This is a genomic window from Glutamicibacter sp. PAEs-4, from assembly GCF_051161755.1.
GTDB lineage: Bacteria > Actinomycetota > Actinomycetes > Actinomycetales > Micrococcaceae > Glutamicibacter > Glutamicibacter nicotianae.
This window is the reverse complement of record NZ_CP195017.1, coordinates 1,465,058-1,485,357: the sequence shown is the minus strand read 5'-3', so window position 1 is coordinate 1,485,357 and position 20,300 is coordinate 1,465,058. Positions and strand designations below refer to the sequence as shown.

Below are 20,300 nucleotides of genomic sequence, written 5' to 3'. Positions count from 1 at the left end.
TCTTGCTAGCCAGTCTCGTTGCTTAATAGACAAAACACCGGCTGCCCCATTTGATGGGGTTTGCCGGTGTTCTGTGGAGCTTCAAGCTAAGTGCTATTGCAAGATCTAAGCTACCAAACGTCGCTTGGTTGCCCCTTTAGCTTCGGCCTCATCGTAATCGACGCTTCCGAATTCACCTATACGCGCACCAATTCCAAGAAGTTCTGCAATCGCGGCAACAGTACGCTCTGCGGCCAGCCCATCGCCATATGGGTTGACTGCGTTGGCCATTTCTGCGTAAACACTCGGGTCATTGAGCAGCTGGCTTACTGAATCCACGATGCGTTGTTCGTCCGTGCCGATGAGTCGCACGGTTCCCGCAGACACGGCTTCTGGTCGTTCCGTGTTTTCTCGCATGACCAGAACCGGCTTGCCCAGGCTTGGCGCTTCTTCTTGGACACCGCCGGAGTCCGTGAGCACGACATTAGCGGCATCCAGCATTCGAGTGAATTCACCGTAGCTCAGTGGTTCAGTCAACGTAATGTTCTGAATGCCATCGATGCTTGGAAGCAACGCCTCGCGGACTACCGGGTTCCGGTGTAGTGGCAAAACAAACTCCACGGTCGGCTCGGCCTGGGCGAGACTAGCCAGCGCCCGGGCTATACGCCGCATTGGCTCGCCCTGATTTTCGCGACGGTGCGTGGTCACCAGCACGATACGCTTGCCGCTGGCCACCAGCTCCTCTAGTTTCTGATCTTCAAAAGCTACACGCTTCGCCACTACAGTCAGCAACGCGTCAATCACAGTGTTACCGGTGATCACGATGTCTTCCGGATTCAGATTTTCGCGAACCAGATTGTTGCGACTGACACGTGTGGGCGCCAGATGCAATGCGGCCAGCTGACTCGTAAGTTTGCGGTTGGCCTCTTCCGGGAACGGCGAGTACAGGTCATGGCTTCGCAGACCTGCTTCGGCATGAATGACAGGGATGCCACGGTAGAACGCGGCCAATGCGCCTGCTGTTGACGTCGTGGTATCTCCCTGCACGATCACTGCATCCGGCTTTTCGCGTTCAAGTACATCGTCCAGGCCCTTGATCGTCTTGGTCAGCACGCCGTTCAGGGTTTGGCGAGGTTCAATGATATCCAAGTCGTAATCAGGAGTGATATCGAATAAGGCGTTTACCTGATCCAGCATTTCCCGGTGCTGTCCCGTTACCGTTACTACGCAGTCAAATTGGTCGCTATTCTTCAACGCGCTGACAATCGGCGCAACTTTGATTGCTTCTGGACGGGTGCCATAAATCGGCATGATCTTCTTAGGCATGGATGTTCTCCCGTACTTCATGCACATCGATATTTCCCTGATCGCAGAAACGCCACTGTCCACGGGTATCGATGACCTGTTTGCCTTTAAGTTGTGCCGGCTGGACGTCGGCGTACTCGTCATGGTCTACCAGCAGTACGACGGTTCCGGCCTGCTCGATAGCAGCATCCGGGTCTGCCAATTCAACATTCCCCATGACCGCGAATGTTGCCGGCAGCACCTCAACATTAGGCTCAGAGATGACAAATCGCGTTTCAGGATTCTTCTTAGCCAAGGCCAGCGCAATCTGCAGTGCCGGAGACTCGCGAAGGTCGTCAATATTCTTCTTGAATGCCAGTCCCAGGAGCGCAACGACTGGATTGCCAGCCTTGGACATCAATTCCTCAGTCTTACTGATCACCCAGTGCGGCTTTGCATCATTAGTGACACGTGCCTGGCGAATCAGTTGCGCCTCGTCTGGGGCTGCGGCAACGATGAACCACGGGTCGACTGCGATGCAGTGACCGCCAACTCCTGGGCCCGGCTGCAGAATATTAACTCGCGGGTGGTGGTTAGCCAACTCGATGAGTTCCCATACATTGATACCCAGCTTGTCAGAGATTGTGGACAGTTCATTTGCGAAGGCGATGTTGACGTCGCGGTAGGAGTTCTCGACGAGTTTCGACATCTCAGCAGTGATGGCATCTGTAGTAAGAATTTCTGCCTTGCAGAACGTCTCATAGAGTTTCTTGGCTAGCTCCGCGGCCCTTGGAGTCATGCCACCAACAATTCGGTCGTTGGTCACTAATTCCTTCATGACATACCCCGGCAAGACACGCTCAGGACAGTGGGCGACCAGAAGCTGATCCATGTCCAAATCTGGACGTGCGGCCGCTAGGTGGCGGGCCAGATGCTCGGTGGTACCCGGAGGTGACGTCGATTCGAGAATAACCAGTTCATCACCGGTCAGCAGTGGAGCGATGCCATCCGCTGCAGCTTCGATGTAGCTGAGATCAGCCGAGTAGTCATCATTGAAGGGAGTTGGCACGGCCAGAATGTATGCATCGGCAGCCTTGTTCTCCAAACTTGCGGACAGCATGCCAGCCTGCACGCCACGTGCCACGAAGTCACCGAGCTCCGGTTCTACAAACGGCACTTCACCATTGTTAACCGCGACAACGTTGCGTTCATTGACATCAACGCCATGAACCCGAATTCCATTAGCGGCGAGTATTGCGGCGGTCGGCAGCCCGATGTAGCCCAAGCCGATAACGGATACTTCTTTAATGCCAGTCACGTCGATGACTTCCTACTCATTAGAGGGAGCTAGTTGCAGATCGCCTACCGCTCCAGTTTGATTTTCCTGTAAATAGGAACAATCCCGTTGTTCCGTTTCACATCTTTAAACTTATGGAGCGATAGTTAATGGCACGTAAACAGGTGATTGACTATCGGGAATAAATTCTCTTAAGTTTGTGTGAACAAACTGCCCACGTTCGATCAGATAGAACTTTTTTCCTTCCTGACTGGCCTAGTTGTTGTCTGAACGATGGATCAACGAGCAGTTTTTCCAGGGATTCGCTCCACGCAATGACATCTCCAGGAGGGAGGAGAACCCCATCAACGCCATCTCGGATCAACTCTTCGAGTGCTGGCAATTTGGAGGCCATCACAGGAACGGCACTGGCCATTGCCTCGACCGGTTTCAACGGAGTGACATCACGTGTTACTGAAAGATTCCGGCGTGGAACTGCAAACACATCAAGAGCCGCATGGTACTTTGCCGCTTGCTGTCGCGACACGCGTCCTGTGAAAATGCAACGTTCACCCACGCCTAGTTCGCGGGCCAATCGCATGAGCACTTCGCGCTCCACTCCATCGCCCACAATCACTAAATACAGATCTGGCCGACGGTTCGCCAGCATCGCCATCACCTTGACGAGCGTATCCAAGCCTTCGTAGGCAACGAGCGAGCTGACTGTTCCGAAATACTCTGCATGCGGGTCCAGCCCCAACGCAGTTCTGACATCCACCGCGGATAATGGTTCATCAACAAATGGATGCCCGACACCGTTGGGAATAACCGTTATCTTCTCCGGGCTGACACCGAAGTGCTCTAGATTATCCCGCATTGCTTGGCCCAAAGTTAGTACTTCGTTCGCACTCGCGGCCAGTTCTGCTTCGCGCGCTTGGAAGAGTCGATATCGCTGTGAACCGCTTGCAGCAGCTGGCCGAGTCGATGCCCAGGTATCGGCCAGTTGCCCACGTACCTCGTAGACCCAAGGAAGATTATAGGATCTCGCAACAGCACGGACGGCAAGGGCATTAGTGAAGTCAGTTGTGGTATGCAAAACGGTTGGCTTCAGTTGCTCTACCAATGCTGACAGCATCTGCGTCTGCTGCTGGATTCTTCCCGCAGTGTCGAATTGCAAATGCGCCGGAAGTAGACGGTGATAGGAAATTCCGTCCACGATTGAAGTGCTTTCTGCCAAGGCGTGCCCAATCGATATGGGATATCCAACTCGCGTTACTGCTTGGACTTCGATATCTTCGTCCCGTAGTGCCAGAAGCAGAGAATGGGTTCGCTGGGTATAACCGCTTGCAGTAAATGGGAGAGAGTTGGTCGCTATATATAGAACGCGCGTCGATCCGTTTAATTCCCACTCGCGTTTCTTTGAATTAGCGACTGGATTCCAGGACTCAAGTACCCGGAGCTCACTGCGGTAGTGTTTCAGTTGCCGCGATTTGGAGTTGCCCATGCTAGAGAGTAGATTGATCGCTTCATCCAAGTTGCCCAGGGAGAATTCCAGACGCGCCTTCGATTTGGCAGTCGTTTTCGTTACCGGTGAGCTATCGAGAATCTCCGCAGCCAAGTCCCATAGTTGCGCTGCGATAGCGGTGTCCGCCAACCGTGCCGCCTTAGACGGCCGATTCCATTGCTTTTTCTGCGACGCTAAGTATTGCGCCACTGCTGTTCGATCTTCACTCAAGAGCGCAACCAGTCCGTCAAATTTACCTGAAACTAGAGGTGCACTTCTAAGTTTTTCCAAACGCTTCAACTGCGGTCTTTTCGCGAATTTCCGCACTGCTTGAAGACAGAAATACTGCGGATCATCTATAAGGTTCTCACCCATGAGCCGGAATACGTTTCGCATATTCTGTGCTTTGCTTCCAGGGAAATACCCCATCTTCGGATTCATCTCTTGCCTTCCGCTAGGGCGGTCAGCTCGCTCAAGTATCTGGCCCCAAGTTGATCCAGCGAAGCGTTTTCAAGTACCCATTGCGGCCCAATGCCTTTTCGAGTTCGTGACGCCGTGGATGCTCCCAAGGCATTCAAATGATCGACCAAGCTTTGCACGTTTTGCGGCACAATGTCTCCCGCATCCGATTCCTGGATAATTCTCGCTGCTTCGCCCCGGACCAAACCAGTAATATGCCGATTGAAGTAAAGAAGTTCATAGAGTTTCGAAGGAATCGTATGTTCAAAGCTCGGCCAGTCCGAACGGAGGCTGACAAGGCAAGTATCGGCCCATGCGTACTGTTCCAGAACCTTCTCGCCCCGTACGGGGTGCAGGAATTCAACAGGCGCGTCGAGGTAGGCTGCCAGCTGTTGCAGTCTCTCCCGTTCCGTTCCATCTCCAACGAAACGGACTCGCACAGCAGATCGTAGCTTAGCCGCAGCCTGAATCACCAGATCCAAGCCTTGGCTCAGTCCCAGGTTCCCCAAATAGAGAACGTGCAGGCGGGAGTCGTCATGACTGACTCGTGGAAGAGGCGACGTGTAATTCGACAGGTCAACTCCATTTGAAACGACGGAAACTCGTTGAGCACCCTGCATTCGCGCGACTTCGCCCAAACCGGGGGTTACAGTCACGACCAAATCAGCGCGGCTCAAGACGCGAAGGATCAGCTTGGTGGCGATAGGTTCCAATTTGGTTGACCGCAAGATATTGGACTCGCTGAGAAGGTTAGGCCAGGAATCTCGGAGATCCACGACGAGCTTGGAGCGAAATAGCCGGCTAACAATGTATCCGCTAAGCAAGGTGCTCAGCGCCGGGACGGTTGCAATCACGACGTCGGGCCGGCCTGCGAATAAGCAGGCAGGGATCGACGCCAGCGCCTGAAGTGCGCTGCGCAGGGCCTTGAACACCAATCGCTTTGGCTTGCCAAACGTTGGATACCGGACAATCCGGATGCCGGCATCTGTGATTTGAAAAAACTTTCCCCCCGTGTTGGGTGCAACGACACTGACTGAATTCCCATGATTAACAAAGACCTCGGTGAAGGCCTTCCAGCGCCGTTGCGGGGGCGTAAATTCCGGGGAAAAAGAATGGGTAATGAGCAGAACTTTTAAGCTCTTTGAATCAGAAGAAGACATGATGATCATTTCTGCCAAACCATTGGACGGTGCCACTTGCAGCGAGCTCGAGATCATTCGCCTTCCAAGTGTGGCCGGCCCCTGCAGAGCGCATCTGAACGAAATTGAACCGATCCGCCGAATAGATCCGCGCACCCGCTTGGCCTACACGGTTCAGGAAATCGGTGTCTTCCCCTCGACTACGATTCGCAAAGCGATGCTCCTCAAACAAAGTACGGGTACCTAATAACGTGGGCCCCATGACAATATCTGTAAAGCGATGTTCCCGGTCTGCCATACGAAGAAGCGTCCGGTTGCTTCCTTCGAGGTACATATAGTGTGCTTGTTTGCCCACAAGGTCTGCACCGCTATACCGCAAAGCATTGATTTGATCAGCCAGGTAATGGCAACCATAAAGGTCATCATCATCCATTTTGGCAACGAAGTCGCCACTGCTGCGATCAATACCTAAATTCAGGCACTCGCCAAGGCTTAAATTGCTATCTGCGCTAACCGTTACGATATCTCCAAAGATTCCATTTTCCAGCGCTTCACTAATCGTTTTCCGAGACGGCTCGAATCCGTGGGACACAAGTATTAATTGCAGTTCCACGCCGACCTGTCCACCAATCGCTGAGAGCATATGGGCAAGCTGTTCGGGTCGTCGTGTAGCTGCAATGACGCTCACATTTCGTTTCGCTGCCATAGAGAATTTGTTTGCCGATGCATTCGAGGACGAGGCATCTAAGCCTGCAAGCTTTAAAACGCTCTGGCTACGGTGGGCGTACGTATGGTTTGTCCAAATTCGACGTTGGGCCAAGTGTACGCTTCTGTCACGTTGTTCTCCGCTCCTCGCAAGCATCTTCAGGGTTTGAGAAGCCTGTTCCACGCTGGCTACCTCAAAGACTTCGTCAGCTGAAAAATATGAGGACAACGCTTCACTTGGAGCAGAAACCACTGGCGTGCCGCACGCCGAGATCTCGAAAATTCTCCGGGCACACATGCTTGGCGAATCAATGACCGAGTTGGCATTCAGGAAAGCAACGAAATCCTGGTAGGCGGGAACCATCTGATCATAGGATAAGGAGCCAATAACGAGCTGCTTGTACGGCTCCGGGAACTGGTAGTTCGGGTCTTTGCCCAGCTGGCGGGAGAAAATGGCTACTGGCTCTCCCCCGCGTCGAGCAGCATCGCGTGCACCATCAAGCAGAAGGTGCAATTGCTCACGACGTTCTGGATACTTGTGGGCGAAGTACATCCCGGCGAAGGCAATGCCTTTAGGGTCTACAGACCGTGCCCGAACAGGGTTGTGGATCTCAGGCTGGGCGGCAAAGGGCAGTACTGCGACACGGTCATGTCCAAGATCGTCACGGTAATTCTCAATCTTCTGCGAATCAGAAGTCAGAACCGAGTCGAATAGCTTCGCAGTCTCCAAGAAGTCGGCATAGTGCGGGGGGTCTTCCTTATTCCAAAATACTGTTGGGATTCCCATGACCTTGAATGACTGGATCATCTGCGCCAAGGCTTCTCGTGGTGCTGACGGTCCAGTGAGATGGTATTGCCATGCTCCGTTGTTTCCATTCCAGGCCGACTCCACGAACAACAATTCGAAATTCTCAGTTCGAATTTTTAGTTGCCAGTCCTCGGGAGTAACCAGGGAAAGGTTCCATTCAGCTCCCCACGCGGGCTGGCTGAAATCATCGAGAATTGCAGCTACACGTATAGGCGTCCGGGAACGCCCCTTGTTTGCAGCCTGACCGGCACGTCCGCTGCCGACATAGCTCTGGCCCCTTTTGCTCTTCGGAAGTGCAGGCGAATTGAGCCCCAATGCTTGGCGGCGCTGCCACTTCCTGAATTGCGGCAGCCCGCCCCTGCGCAGATGCCATATGCCTCTGCGCAGTGAATCGATGTCCATCTATTCCTAAACTCTCTCTTGCCCGACTCGTTCGTCTGCATTCTGCGAAATATCGCCTGCTGGCGCCTTGTTTGCCGCGAAGAACTCCTTGAGTTCTGGATCTTCCCATTGGTGGGCACCATAGAACTCAGCCAATTGGACAACCAATTGCTTGGATTCTTCCAGTTCTTCAGGTGCCACACGGTTCAATTTGTCGATATACCAGCCCTTGGTGAACTTCTCCATGCGGCGCTTGCGATATTCGCTAAGCAATCCGATGCTGTCCAGCCATTCAGCACGCGCGCTTTCCAACGGAATGTATTTTCGGTAGAACTTCGGACCGAGGCTGTTCACCGTGGAGTTGGATACTGCCGCGAAGTACATATGAATCGGTTCATTCAGCAGTGAAATCTGCTTAGCGTAATAGAGCATTTGCTGGAAGAAGTAGGAATCCTGGCCTACCGCGCCGACCGGCTGTTCAATTCCTAAGGATCGCAACCACTGCGTGTTGGCGACAAGAGCCTGAATGCTCATCGGCGTGAAATTAATCTTCCGCAGAACCGATCCATCTACCTTGTAGGTGTCTTCTGCCACTTCATCTTGGATGATCTGCTTGCGCAGGATACGAACATAGTTAACCAGCTTGCGGCCAACGGCGTTACGTGCCATGTTGCCAATTGCAAAGTCTGATCCATTATCCCGAGCGAGCTTCAGCAGCTTGGCGTAACCATCGTTGAGGGCTTCATTGTCTGGATCAAGGTAGGTAATCCAGTCCGCCGTCGCCATAGCCAGGCCATGATTGCGCGGACGAGAAGCACTGCCGGAACCACCAGTTTCGAAGAAGTAAGTCCTTACGTTCGAGAAGCGTTCAGCAAGGTTCTTGACTGTTCGAATGGTGTTCGGATCAGTCGATCCGTCATCAATTAGCAAGATTTCCATCTGGGCGAATAACGAGCTCCTTCGCAAGGACTCGAAGCACTTGAATTCCAGGTGTTCGCCATTGTTGTAGATCGGAATCACGACGCTGATCATTGCCGGCTCGTGGACAACGTGAAGAGTTTCCCGGCCGCGCTCCGCAACTTCGAAACCATCTAGACGGTAACTTTGCCCGTAAGTCGAAACGGCTGCACTGCTTGGGGTAAGCCAACGCAACGCCCCATGGTTGGGTTCAGCATCCTCGGTGAACGCGTGGTGCGACTTGTAGTCGTCGGTTTCTCCCGCTTTGAACACGACGTCGCTGGCAACGTACTTCGTCGCATTCAACAAGTCCTGCAGATAGTGCTGACCATAATCGAATCCACCTGCGACCGTGCAAGCCAAATCGAAGCCAGCTTCACGTGCTGCTTCTACCGAGTTAAAAACTGGTAGATCATCTTGGTACGACTGGCCGTCCACGAATTCTTGAGCTGTCGAGAGCGCTCCAACCACCGCCAGTTTTGGTTGCGGCGAGACTGCTTCTGCCAGTCCGCATACGCTTAGAAGCTGACGAATTCGATCAAAGTTCACATGATTGGTGAACACGTTGCGCAGGCCAGCCATCTGGTTACGGTACTGATGTTCGGGAGTCAGCGATTCGATGATGCTCCGGGTTTCCTGTGCGCTGTCTGGCATGAAAACGTTCGGGAATTGATCGTTGACACCGGCACTGTAGTTGGAAAGTACGGTACAGCCCATTGCCTGAAGCTCAACGACGCGATTCGCATACATGGTGGGGCTACCTACAACTGAGTTGAGGTTAATTACCAGATCGCTCGTGCGATGAATCTGCAACAGTTCATCATGCTTGATCGCTGGCTCTACGTACGGAAGGTAGCGCTCCGGGAACAGATACTTTTCGTTGTCCAGAGACCAGTTCCGGTCAATAATGCGGAGATTCCGTCCTGAATCAATGACCCCGTCGAAGATCTGCAAAGCCGAGCGTCGACGCTCGTGATATTTGTGGTTGTGCCACGAACCGGCGAATACAACATCATCAATTCGATTCTTTCGGCTTCCGATGGGGTTGTGGTGTCGGTAGTCAACGCTGAAAGACAATACATCAATTGCTTGGGCGCGTGGACATGCCTTTTCATAATCCGGGATCTTTTCCACCGCGCTGGTAAATACGAAATCGCACTTCTTAGCCGTCGAAAGGAATACTTCGAAGTTTGGTGGGTCTTCTTTCGAGTAAAAGGCCACTGGAGTGCCTGCATCCTGGTACAACGGTATCAGTTCATTTTCAATAAGTTTCCGAATTCGGCTTCGCTGCTGCGACGCGCCAACCCATTCGCCGGAAAGTCCTCGCCAGCTCGTGGTAACCAAGACCAGATCCAAATGGCCGACATAGTCGCGGAAGTTTTTTGGGGTCAGCGGGACGAAATTGGCAGTCGATACGAAAGATTTGTAGAGGAACTCATCGGCAATAATTCCAATTCTGGTGTTGAAGGGCACGTACCAGCGCTGGCCATTGGATTCTTCTCGATTGATGATTCCCTTGTACTGCTCAGCGAGTCCAGCGCGCAGAGAGTCAAAGTGGGCTCGGCGTTCAAAATAGTCTTCAGCGTTTCTTGCGGGTTCCAAAAATGGGTGATCCCCCAGCAGAGAATTACGGAAATAGGCTGATTCCAGGTGCTTCGCAATATGGAAACCCATAGGATACCCAAGGGGCGCTTCGAGCGTCTCTATGCGTCCTTCAATGGTATTGAGCCTCTTTTTCAGACTTGCTGCATCCATGGTTTAGTTTCCTGCTTTCTTGCGCCAGTACCAAAGTTGAAGCCTTCCGAGTTTGGAATTTTTCAAGGCCTCATAACGTTTTTGTAGGTATTCCAGGTCAGAATTGAGCCTGGCAATTTCCTTGCGATCCGCTGGACGCGACACCTGTTTCTTCTTGATGGGCAACTTGATTGACCTGCCGGAAGCTACCTGTGCAAGCTGCTCGTCGCGTTTATCAATGATCTTGAGGAGCTTCATTTCTCGCTTATAGAGATCAGCGAGCTCCTGCTTGAGCTGTTCGTTCTCGGCTTGATACTTCAAAGGGAGAAAACTTGCGCGTTCGCCCAGCGCTTTCAGATCTTCCGCATCCTGATGGATCATTTAGTTAGTTTCCCTTCAAGTTCTTCACTTCGCATGGCCAGTGTTGATGGAGTGCTCAATGCTCAGCGCCATCTTGGGCTAGTTCCATTTCAACCGGATGCAGGCCCGCTTCGCCCAATAGGCGCAGATACACTTCGGCATTCGGGCTTCGATGTCCGCTTCCCCATGATTCGGTGATCGTCCGTGCCGAAATGCCTGCAAGATCCTCAACCTTCTCCAAGAAAGGCTGGCGATGCTGGCTCGAATGATGTGAATCTCCGTCATTACAGATGAAGAGCACGTCAACTTTTGGTTTAAGTTCCTTGTATCGTTCTGCAACGTCCAGCCGCTGGCGAATCCCGTGGTCGTTGAAAACACCGTCCGGGAAGACCACATCCGTAGCCTTTTGAGCCAATCGCGCATGGTAGGCGGTAACGCAGGTCTGAGGATTAAACGCAATAACCTTGCTTTCTGGAAGGAAAGCAGCAACTTGGAGTGCAGCGAAACCACCGCCAGAGCTTCCAGAGAGCACCACTCGTTCTATTCCAAGAGCCCTCATTCGTTCTTCGATCAGCAAAGCCATCTCGCTATGCAGGTCCTGCGTTTCAGTGCCGAGGAACCATGCCAAGCTGACGCTGGGGTCAAGATCCAGAGTTGGGTCGGCAAATACCATCTGGTTGATTCCTAGTCCCGATAAGCTTTGACCCCGTTCAAAGCGAGGGAGAGAGTATTTGCCGCGATCCAACGCACCGTGGAATGAAACGTGCAAAGTTTCCCCTTGGCCTGGGATGGTGGCTATGGGCAAGGTCAGCCGGCCATAACGGTAGCTTTGGATGCCCCGATAGTCTGAATCTTGAGCAACGGCGCTCCTCGACGCATAGCTCCGGATCTTCCCGTTTCTGTTCGAAATCGGCTTCTTCGGGTTCCAGGAAATCAGCGGGGCACGCAACTTGGCCGCATCATTAAGTTCTTCAGGCAGCGCCAAGTCCGTACCGGCCAGATCAATGATTCCCGTGACCAGCCCTGATCGGTAGCCAGCTTTGATGCCGACACGTTTGATTTCTTCATAGGCAGAGTTCAGCGCCGTTTGGCGTTCGGCCACTGTGCTGATGCCTGGAATCAGAGAGTCGAAAAGGTCTTCGGCGAAAAGCGTGGATTTGGCCACTGTTTCAGCAGCAGTCGAAAAGTAGTCATTTATCCTTTCTTCACGAAAAGGATGATCAGAAATAACGGCGCCTTTTTTCCCGACAAGTACGTATTCAGTGCCGACTCGCCCATGAACGGTAAATTCTTGATATCCCGGAGCTATACGGCGCATGGTACTCAACGAACCGTCCGTTGCGGCGCTCGCGCCAACTACTGTGCGGAAAGTTAATTGAGTACCCTTTTGCACAGCGCTGATAACAGTAGTTTCTTTGTTCTTACGCCATCCAGTGCTGGTCCACCCGTTATATGGCTTTGTTTCACCCCTGGCAGTGGTAAGCCTCCCGTTACGTCCTACCCACTGCAATAGGCACTCGGCATTACCGTTGCTGAGAACGGCAGACGCTTTCGTCAAGCTTGCGGTAGCAGATTCATGAGCGTGCCACCGTTGCTCAATTTCTACTTCTTCCTTCGCTGATACCGCATCGATGATCAGCAAGTACTCGCCGCGCTTTGAGAAGATGACACGGCGTGTCATCAGAATGTCCTCGTAGCCCGCATCCCGGGTCACGGCTTCGAAGTGTCGAGCGGTTTCGTCTATGCGGAAAAGGGTTACATTTGTCGCGCGGTCGTACTTTCGGCCATTAGCAACAAGCAGATTATGTCCGGGGCGGTTGACTACGTAAGTTCGCATCGGATGGCGCCCATACAAGTACTTTCCCGTATCAATGAGCCATGGGTATCCGTTGGAGAAGAAGGTAATGGAGCCGCCGTCAGCCTGCCCGTGAATTTTGCGCTGTGGGCCGAAGCAAAGCGAAAAGAACGTTTCCTGCGCAAAGTCCCGTTCAGTTTCTCCCCAGCCGCTTCTCCCATACACATAACCAGCCTCGTAGACCTTGATCAGATCTCGTGGCGCGCTCCCCTTTGATCCGCCCGTGCTGACGTACTGCGTATATGGCGATTCGATCTTCGAAGGTCCACCGCTGTCCATGTCGCCGATGCGGACGTAGTTGCCGTTGGGCTGCGTGGCGTGAGCAAGCGATTCAGGTGCCGCATCGAGGACTGCCGCCCATGATGGCCTAGCAATCCCTTCGAGGTCCAGACGGCGAAGCGCTTCATGCCACCAACGATAATTTGCTTCCTGGTAAGAGATGCTGCCTTCTTCGTTTACACCTTGGACGTCGTAGGATCCGGAAACAAGTTCTCCCATGCGTTGAATAGCAAGGTCTACCAATGTTCGTTCTTCAAGAATGCTCGCGGCAACGAAAAGTGCCTGGTGCTGGTGCAATGCATGGTTGCCGTGCCCGAGATTGTTCTCGTCCGCTAGCCAGTGCATGTGCTGCTCCAGCGAGTCAGTAAGCCATTGCGGAGGGTCGACGTACATGTTCAAGCCAAAGGACAAGACGTAGGTACGCAAAGCATCACCCATGTCGATCCACGCCCATTTAGTCCGGCTGGTCCCTGGAGGATTTGTGGCAATCCAAGATTGAACGTAACGCTCCCAAACTTGGCGTGACTTGTCATCTCCAGACTCGGCTTCACGGCGCAAGGGATCGAGCCAACGCAAGGAGTGGTACTGGAACTGCCAGTTATCATCCTTCAACGGATTTTCGAGCCACGATGGATCTTCAGGCAACGTCCATTCTGGGTGCGGCGACATCGCGAGCCGGCCGTCCAGTACTCGTTTGGCAAGGATTTTATCCTTAGTAGTCCGCTCGTAACGAGCACCGAAGCTTTGGCGCTTTGCGCACTCAAGATTCATGGATTTTCCTCCAGTTATTGCTGAACGATCATCGCTCGCATCGCACTTTTCTGGATCCATGCTATTTGCTTTAATTAGCCAAAATGCCCATAAACAGGCTAGTCAACCGGATGTTCTCACGTTGTTCACCCGCGGTTCACTCTTGGCTATATCGGCTTGGTTGACAGAAAGTTATGTGACCCCAATTGGAGACGTGATCACGCCCATTCCGGAAGGCAGAACTAAAGTCAGTCAGCTGCAAAGTTGCAATTTTGGCTTGGCCGAAGTCAGCACGCATCTGGAGTCGGCAGGAACGGATCCACGCATCGAATAGCAAATGGCATCGCTTGCCCTCGATCATCACGTTAACCGACAAAAAGCACTAGCCATCATCTTCCACATGAAACAAACGAAAGTAATAGGCAGCCAAATTCCCGAATCGCTAGGGGTTTGCGGCCGGCTTTCATTGCCGATATTTTGTCGAAAGCCCCGTCAAATCCGCTAAAGTGTTCCTCTCGTACCAAGACGACTGCTCAGGAATCCCCGCCTCGTGCAATGCGTGTTGCGTTAGAGTACTCCAGAAACGTGGACAGGTGCTAACAGCTAAGCTCACCGTTTCAGATTTTTGGAATTTCACTGACTGCTTTGTTCGTGGATTTCCGAAAATTTCCTTGTACTCAAAACTTGTAGTTGAGCAATAGGATTTGCAGGTAAATATACGCGGGTCGCGCCATCACTCGTGCTGCCCCGGATTCACCGATCTGCCGTTACCTGAAGTATCGAATATGCACACCCGTGTATGTGTTCATGCAGTCCGGATACCATCAGTGAGCATCTGAATCCTCCGCTACACCAGGAGTTGCGGACTTACTTCTTGGGGTGCCATGGAAACACGTATCAGGATCACTGGCGGCGGGATCCTCGGGATTGCCTTGGCCCGCACACTGTCCACCACCGCGGGGCATCACGTCAAGGTGCAGGAAAAGGAAGCAACCCTGGCCAACCACCAGACCGGACGCAAATCAGGCGTGGTCGATGCCGGGTTGTACTACCAGCCTGGCTCGCTCAAGGCCCAGCGCCCTAAGCTCCCCAGCAGTTCCCTCATCCGCCAATCCATCAATCGTCTGCCGGGCATCCGGTCCGGCAGATGTCCATCTCCTGGCACGGAATCTGCCGGCGCCAAGAGGAGCAAACCCTACTTGGCCGACCGCAACTCGAAGAAGATGAAGCTCAGGAAAGCATCCCGCTCGCGTATCCTCTCGGGCACGATCTGCTCGGGCGCGTCCTTGGAATAAGGCGGTTCCCAGACTTTCTCGATGCTGAAACCGGCTTCCAGGAAGGCGGTCATGGTCTCATGCAGCGGCCGATGCCAATAGGTCAGCGACGCGGGCTGTCCGGCGAAGGACAGTTCGTCGGTGTACTGGATCCGCTGGAAATAGTCTTCGCCCGGATGATTCCACGGGTACAGGATCGGATGGTTCAGCGAGAGCAAGAGCCTGCCGCCAGGCTTGAGCACACGCCTGATTTCTGCCAGTGCCCGCGTCCAGTCCTCCAGGTAGTGCAGGACCAGCGAGGCGATGGCATCATCAAAGGAGTCCGCACCGTAGGGCAGCTGCTCCCCCAGATTGGCAACCTGAAGATCGGCCCCCTCCCCGAGCCGCGCACGCGCCAAGTCGATCATCCCTTGGCTCGCATCGAACCCGCTCACTAATGCGCCGCGCGCCATGAGCTCATGCGCGAGCGGTCCCGACCCGCACCCGATATCGAGGATCCTGCGCCCGGCGACCTCGCCGGCCATCTGCAGCATGGCCGGACGCTCGTAGAAGGCATTGAGCAAGCTCGACTCATTCTCATCCGCATAGGCCTGGGCGAAGTCATCGTAGTTGGTTCCAGCAGCCACAGCTCAGCTCCACTCAAGTTCATTTTTGTTACTTCTGAGATTTTCTAAGACCTCACAATATCCGTTTTTCAAGAAAACTCGCGCTTTCTCGGCTTTTCCAGCCAATAAATTTAGCGCCTGCATCGTTTTATTAATCTTCGATGTTGACGAAAAGGAAAATCATCCGATACGCTGTCGCCATATCACTCGCTCGGATGTTGGGGTTCCGGCAAAACTTGGGGAAAGCCAGTTGATCGTGGGGATCAAGTGGCTGAAATTTTGGCACCCGTTTTGGGAAACGAGCGCCAAATTCTACGCACCAATCTGCGTTCTCCAGGTCTAGCACCCCCAGTGTCCTCGGATATTGGGGAATTCTTTTGTTTGGCAATCCTGTTGGGGACAGAGTTGCGCGTCGGAAATTGAACCGCCGCCATCAATCCACGCCGTTTTTCTGGCGAACATCTTCGTTCAAGACGATTTCCGGTGCCTCCTTGGCCTTGGCGCTATCAGCGTCAGTTGCCTTGCCTGCGGTACCGCAGACGCTTACCGCGGCCACCGCAGCCCAGGCTGATACGGAACGAGCCGCTACCGTCGAACCGGCCCAGGACTCGAGCACCGAGATTTCACGCACGAGCGGCCCGGCCGGCGAAAGCTCAGCCAGCGCATCGGCAACCGCCAGTGCTGAGGAAGTTCTGAAGACCAACGAACCGGAGCTTCCATCGCCATCTGAAACGACAGCAGCTCCAACCGCTCAAAGTACCGCGAGCCCGGAACCGACGAGCTCACCGAACCCAAAGCCCTCCAGCGCGCCGAGCCAGTCCGCTTCGCCTGATCCAGCCCCCACGCTTGCTCCCTCACCAATTTTGATTCCAGAAGCCACGAAGGCTCCAAAGAACACTGATTCTTCGCCGAGCGCCAGTGCCAAGCCGAAAGAATCCGCTTCAGCGAGCCCCGAGATGAAGCTTCAAGAGCAGAACAAAGTCATGAATGCAATCACTTCGACCTGCACGGACACGCAGTTCCTCAACGCAGTCATTGCTGGCGTCGAAATCGATGGCAACCTCTGCTCCAATGGCGCAGAGGATTGGACCACGATACTGAATGGTCCTGTCGCAAATGACGGCAGCAACGACAGCACGCAGTTCACAGAGGGCGCTTCCGAAACCAACTGGCCTTGGACCGGCGACAAGATTACCGGTGTCAACACCGCCGGTGACAAATCCGACATCACCAACATCTACGCCACGCAGCGTTCTTTCGACGGAAACGTTTACGCCTTCTTCGGATTTGAGCGTGCCACCGCAAACGGCAGTACGCAATTCGTAGTTGAGTTGAACGCCAAACCGAACCCTTTGCCGAATTCCCCTTCACCGGATCGAAGCACCGGCGATTTGCGCCTGCTCATCGAACAGGGTGGAAACAACACCTTGACCCTGACTCGGGCCGATGAATGGAACTCAACCGGTGCCACCACCGGTTCATGGAACCAGCTGCCGAGCACCGCCGGCTTCACCGGCATCGCGAATGACAAGGCCATCGGAAACTTCGACCGTACCGGAAATCTGGTCAAGGGTGCCTTCGCCGAGATGAGCCTCAACCTGACGGCCCTGTTCGGCAATGCGGATTGCAGCGGCAACTACGGAACTCTCAATGTCCGCTCCAGCGCTTCGGGTGATACCTCTTCCCTGAAAGACTGGGTGAAGCCGATTGCCTTGAGCATTCCGAGCACCTGCTCAAGCGTCCAGGTCGATAAGATCTGGGAGATTGACGGCCAGAGCTACAGCCACGGGCAGCAGCCAGCCGGATTCACCGCCGCACTGAAGCTCGGTGGCCGAGACGATGCGGTCTTCGGCACCAGCTATGCCACCCGGAGCAACGGCTCCAGCTACGAGCAGGGACAGACTGTCACCATCGATGAAACCGTCGGCGCCTTGCCCGCAGGCTGCACCAACGTCGCTTCCGGAGATATCGGATCGCACACTCTGGGCGCCGGACACAATAGCTTCACCATCACCAACAAGGTGACCTGTACTGAACTGACCCTGATCAAGAAGGTCGTTGGCGATGCCTCCGCGGACAGCTGGACGCTCACCGCGACGGGCCCTACCCCGCTCAGCGGTGCCACCGGCTCGACTGCTGTCACCGATGCGGGCGTCAAGCCAGGCACCTACATTTTGGGTGAGACTTCGGGTATCGAGGGCTACCGCCTGACCAGCATCAGCTGCGGCGAGAACCACCCGGTGTCGCTGGACGAGAAGACGGTAAGCATTGCAGCTGGCGACAAGGTCACCTGCACGCTGACGAATACCGCCGAGGTGGCATTGACTGTCACCAAGACGTGGATTGTCAACGAGGTTGAATACCCGGACGGCGAGCAGCCTGTTGGTACCGCCAAGCTCACCGTGGACGGCGAGGAGGCCGCATTCGGCGACACCATCACCGGCTACGTGATCGGTGATGAGGTCGCGATCGCTGAAACTGTCGATGACCTGCCGGCATTGTGCACGCTGACCGGCACCACCATTGACGGCGTCGAGGGCCAGACAGCTGCCCATGCCATGACCGGTGATCCTGATCCAAACGTCGTCAAGGTCGTCAACACGGTTGACTGCGTCCAGCAGCTGACCCTCATCAAGAAGGTCGACAACGAGGAGTTTGCAGGCACCAGCACTCGCGACGACTGGACCCTGACTGCAACGGGCATCGACCACGAGTCCGTGTCAACCGGCAAGACCGGCGATGCTGCGGTGACAAAGGCCGAGGTGCCCGTCGGAAACTACACCTTGTCGGAGAACGGTCCGGCAGGCTATGCGGCCGGCGCATGGACTTGCGAGGGCACCGGCAGCTACGCGGACGGCAAGCTCAAATTGGAACTCGGCCAGGAAGCAACCTGCACCATCGTGAACACCGCGAATCCGGGCGCAGTCACCTGGACCAAGACCGATGCGCAGTCCCGGTTCCTGGCAGGATCCGAATGGGAACTGACCGGACCTGATGCCGGCACAGCCGTAGCCATCACCGACTGCACCGAGGAGGGATGCGCCGGGCCGGATCTGGATCCACGAGCTGGCCACTTCATGCTGGAAGACCTTAAGTGGGGCAACTACACCTTGACCGAAACCTTGGCACCTCCGGGCTACAAGCTCGGAGAAAATCCAAGCATCGATTTCACTGTGGCCGGTGATGAACTGCAGGTTGAACTTGCAGCAGTCGTCAACGAGCAACAGGAGGGACCGGCCCTGCCGCTGACCGGCGGCATCGGACGGGACCACGTATATCTTCTAGGCGGCACGCTCCTCACGCTGGGGCTTGGCGCGCTAGGGACCCGGTTCTGGACTACCCGGCGTAATCGCACGATTCGCTAGGTCCTCGAACCAACACATCACCACGCGCTGCCGGATTCATTTTGGGGGGCCGGCAGCGCACCATTCGCAAACACTTCACTAGGGAGAGAACGTGTTCACCGAACAGAAAATCGGCAAGCTTCTTGCCGGAGCCAGCGCATTGGCGCTGGCAGGCGTTGGATTCTTGGGGGCCACCGCCGCAAACGCCGCTGAAACCGGAAACATCGACGGCAGCAAGCTGGGGTCGATCACCATCCACAAGTCCGCTGCTGCCCCAGGCGAGGCCGGCGACGGCACCGCGCTGCCGGAGGATCCTCAGCCGACCCTGGAGGGTGTCACCTTCACCATCCAGCCGGTCTTGCATGACGGGGTCGAGCTGGATCTGAGCACCGCCGAAGGCTGGGAGCTCGCAGAGGCGCTGGGAACAATCCCAACCCTCCCGCTGACCGGGGATTACTCGCTGGGCACTAGCCAGGCAGTGACCACCGATGTCAACGGTGTCGCCACCCTGTCGGGCCTGAAGCTCGGCCTGTACCTGGTGACCGAGACTGATTCGGGCAACAACCTGATCAAGGACAAGAGCGCACCGTTCTATGTGTCCGTGCCGAACCCGCAGGATAACGGCCAGTGGAACTATGACGTGCATGTCTACCCGAAGAACACACTGAACGAGATCGACATCGTGAAGACCGTGGATGATGCGGCAAAGCTCATGGGCGATACCGTCACCTGGACGCTGGAAACTGCTGTTCCGGCTTCCCCACTGCCGTACAAGTCCTTCAAGCTGACCGATGTCCTGCCAACTGGGCTTGAATTCATTGCCTGGGAGTCCGTCTCGATCGGTGGCACGCCACTTGTGGCTGGCGACTACACCATCTCGGATGACAAGACGGAGATCACCCTCACCGCGGCCGGCTTGCTGGAGCTGGATGACGCCGGGGCCACCACCGTGACCGCAGTGCTGAAAACCAAGGTCACCGCCATTGCAGAGGATGGCAAGATCACCAACGATGCCACCGTGACCATCAACGGCACCAGCGACAACGACCCGGCCACCACCAACCTGGGTACGCTGAAGCTGATCAAGATGGACGAAGACCAGAAGATCCTGCCGGGCGCCGAGTTCGAGCTGTACGCAGAGGCTCCAGTTGATGGCCAGCCAACTGGCGAACCGCTGGCCACGGGCGTATCCAACGCCAACGGCGAGATCATCTGGCAGCTGCACCTTGGCATCGAGGGCGACGCCACTGAGAACTACTGGGTTCTGGAAACCAAGGCACCGGCCGGCTACGTGCTGCCAGCCAACCCATGGTCCGGGGAGCTGATCGTCAATGGTGGCGAAGTCACCACCAACGAGGTCACCAACCACAAGCCAGTGGGTCCTAACCTGCCCATGACCGGTGCACAGGGAACCATGCTGTTCTCGATTGCCGGTGTCGGCCTGATGGGTGTGGCCGCTGGCGGCGCCCTGCTGCAGCGCCGCCGGGCACGCCAAGGGAACTAGTTCCCTCAGCGGCGATCCCGCAACTCACTAAGTGGTGGGAGGCACCATGCCTCCCACCACTTAGCCGTTTCAGAACCACTATTCGCCAACTTCAACGGTCTAG

General features: G+C 54.9%; 14 protein-coding genes. 4 read left to right on the top strand and 10 right to left on the bottom strand.

Going from position 1 to position 20,300, the window contains the following annotated elements; translation table 11 throughout:
* Nucleotides 1-105: 105 nt before the first annotated feature.
* The 8 genes from wecB to ACR9WD_RS06990 form a co-directional block, all read right to left on the bottom strand.
* On the bottom strand, nucleotides 106-1,305 hold the full coding sequence (gene wecB, locus ACR9WD_RS07025) for a non-hydrolyzing UDP-N-acetylglucosamine 2-epimerase (RefSeq protein WP_066137834.1): 1,200 nt from the start codon (nucleotides 1,303-1,305) through the stop codon (nucleotides 106-108).
* The gene (gene wecC / locus ACR9WD_RS07020) at nucleotides 1,298-2,581 is read right to left on the bottom strand and encodes a UDP-N-acetyl-D-mannosamine dehydrogenase (protein WP_434923047.1); all 1,284 of its coding nucleotides are present in this window, start codon (nucleotides 2,579-2,581) and stop codon (nucleotides 1,298-1,300) included. Before wecC ends, wecB begins: the two co-directional genes overlap by 8 nt.
* A gap of 151 nt (nucleotides 2,582-2,732) precedes the next feature.
* On the bottom strand, nucleotides 2,733-4,484 hold the full coding sequence (locus ACR9WD_RS07015; protein ID WP_434923046.1) for a glycosyltransferase family 4 protein: 1,752 nt from the start codon (nucleotides 4,482-4,484) through the stop codon (nucleotides 2,733-2,735).
* Nucleotides 4,481-5,662 carry a glycosyltransferase family 4 protein gene (locus ACR9WD_RS07010; RefSeq protein WP_038991401.1) on the bottom strand — a complete coding sequence of 394 codons (1,182 nt, stop codon included), beginning with the start codon at nucleotides 5,660-5,662 and terminating at the stop codon, nucleotides 4,481-4,483. The genes ACR9WD_RS07015 and ACR9WD_RS07010 overlap by 4 nt, the downstream gene beginning before the upstream one ends.
* Nucleotides 5,649-7,556 carry a glycosyltransferase family protein gene (locus ACR9WD_RS07005; RefSeq protein WP_434923045.1) on the bottom strand — a complete coding sequence of 636 codons (1,908 nt, stop codon included), beginning with the start codon at nucleotides 7,554-7,556 and terminating at the stop codon, nucleotides 5,649-5,651. The genes ACR9WD_RS07010 and ACR9WD_RS07005 overlap by 14 nt, the downstream gene beginning before the upstream one ends.
* Before the next feature lie 6 nt (nucleotides 7,557-7,562).
* Nucleotides 7,563-10,247 (bottom strand): glycosyltransferase, encoded by a 2,685-nt coding sequence (locus ACR9WD_RS07000; RefSeq protein WP_434923044.1) that lies wholly within the window; start codon nucleotides 10,245-10,247, stop codon nucleotides 7,563-7,565.
* Between the two features lie 3 nt (nucleotides 10,248-10,250).
* Nucleotides 10,251-10,607 (bottom strand): hypothetical protein, encoded by a 357-nt coding sequence (locus ACR9WD_RS06995; protein ID WP_434923043.1) that lies wholly within the window; start codon nucleotides 10,605-10,607, stop codon nucleotides 10,251-10,253.
* Nucleotides 10,608-10,662: 55 nt separating this feature from the next.
* Nucleotides 10,663-13,551, bottom strand: coding sequence for a heparinase II/III domain-containing protein (locus ACR9WD_RS06990; protein WP_434923042.1), 2,889 nt, complete (start codon nucleotides 13,549-13,551; stop codon nucleotides 10,663-10,665).
* Between ACR9WD_RS06990 and ACR9WD_RS06985 the strand changes: the two genes are divergently transcribed.
* A complete protein-coding gene (locus tag ACR9WD_RS06985) occupies nucleotides 13,550-13,804 on the top strand; it encodes a hypothetical protein (protein WP_434923041.1) in 255 nt (84 codons plus the stop codon). The genes ACR9WD_RS06990 and ACR9WD_RS06985 overlap by 2 nt on opposite strands.
* Before the next feature lie 550 nt (nucleotides 13,805-14,354).
* Nucleotides 14,355-14,765: an FAD-dependent oxidoreductase gene (locus ACR9WD_RS06980; RefSeq protein ID WP_434923040.1), complete on the top strand. Its 411-nt coding sequence runs from the start codon at nucleotides 14,355-14,357 to the stop codon at nucleotides 14,763-14,765.
* On the opposite strand, the gene ACR9WD_RS06975 is transcribed toward ACR9WD_RS06980, so the two are convergent.
* Together ACR9WD_RS06975 and ACR9WD_RS06970 are read right to left on the bottom strand one after the other, a co-directional pair.
* Complete coding sequence (locus ACR9WD_RS06975) at nucleotides 14,666-15,370, bottom strand: class I SAM-dependent methyltransferase (protein ID WP_434923039.1); 705 nt, start codon at nucleotides 15,368-15,370, stop codon at nucleotides 14,666-14,668. The two genes, ACR9WD_RS06980 and ACR9WD_RS06975, sit on opposite strands and share 100 nt — an antisense overlap.
* 412 nt (nucleotides 15,371-15,782) lie before the next feature.
* Nucleotides 15,783-16,052, bottom strand: a complete 270-nt coding sequence (locus ACR9WD_RS06970) for a hypothetical protein (RefSeq protein ID WP_434923038.1) — start codon at nucleotides 16,050-16,052, stop codon at nucleotides 15,783-15,785.
* 280 nt (nucleotides 16,053-16,332) lie between these two features.
* On the opposite strand from ACR9WD_RS06970, the gene ACR9WD_RS06965 reads away from it, so the two are divergent.
* Together ACR9WD_RS06965 and ACR9WD_RS06960 are read left to right on the top strand one after the other, a co-directional pair.
* Nucleotides 16,333-18,714, top strand: coding sequence for a SpaA isopeptide-forming pilin-related protein (locus tag ACR9WD_RS06965; RefSeq protein ID WP_434923037.1), 2,382 nt, complete (start codon nucleotides 16,333-16,335; stop codon nucleotides 18,712-18,714).
* A 91-nt stretch (nucleotides 18,715-18,805) separates the two neighbouring features.
* On the top strand, nucleotides 18,806-20,197 hold the full coding sequence (locus ACR9WD_RS06960) for a SpaH/EbpB family LPXTG-anchored major pilin (protein ID WP_434923036.1): 1,392 nt from the start codon (nucleotides 18,806-18,808) through the stop codon (nucleotides 20,195-20,197).
* The last annotated feature ends 103 nt before the right edge of the window (nucleotides 20,198-20,300 follow it).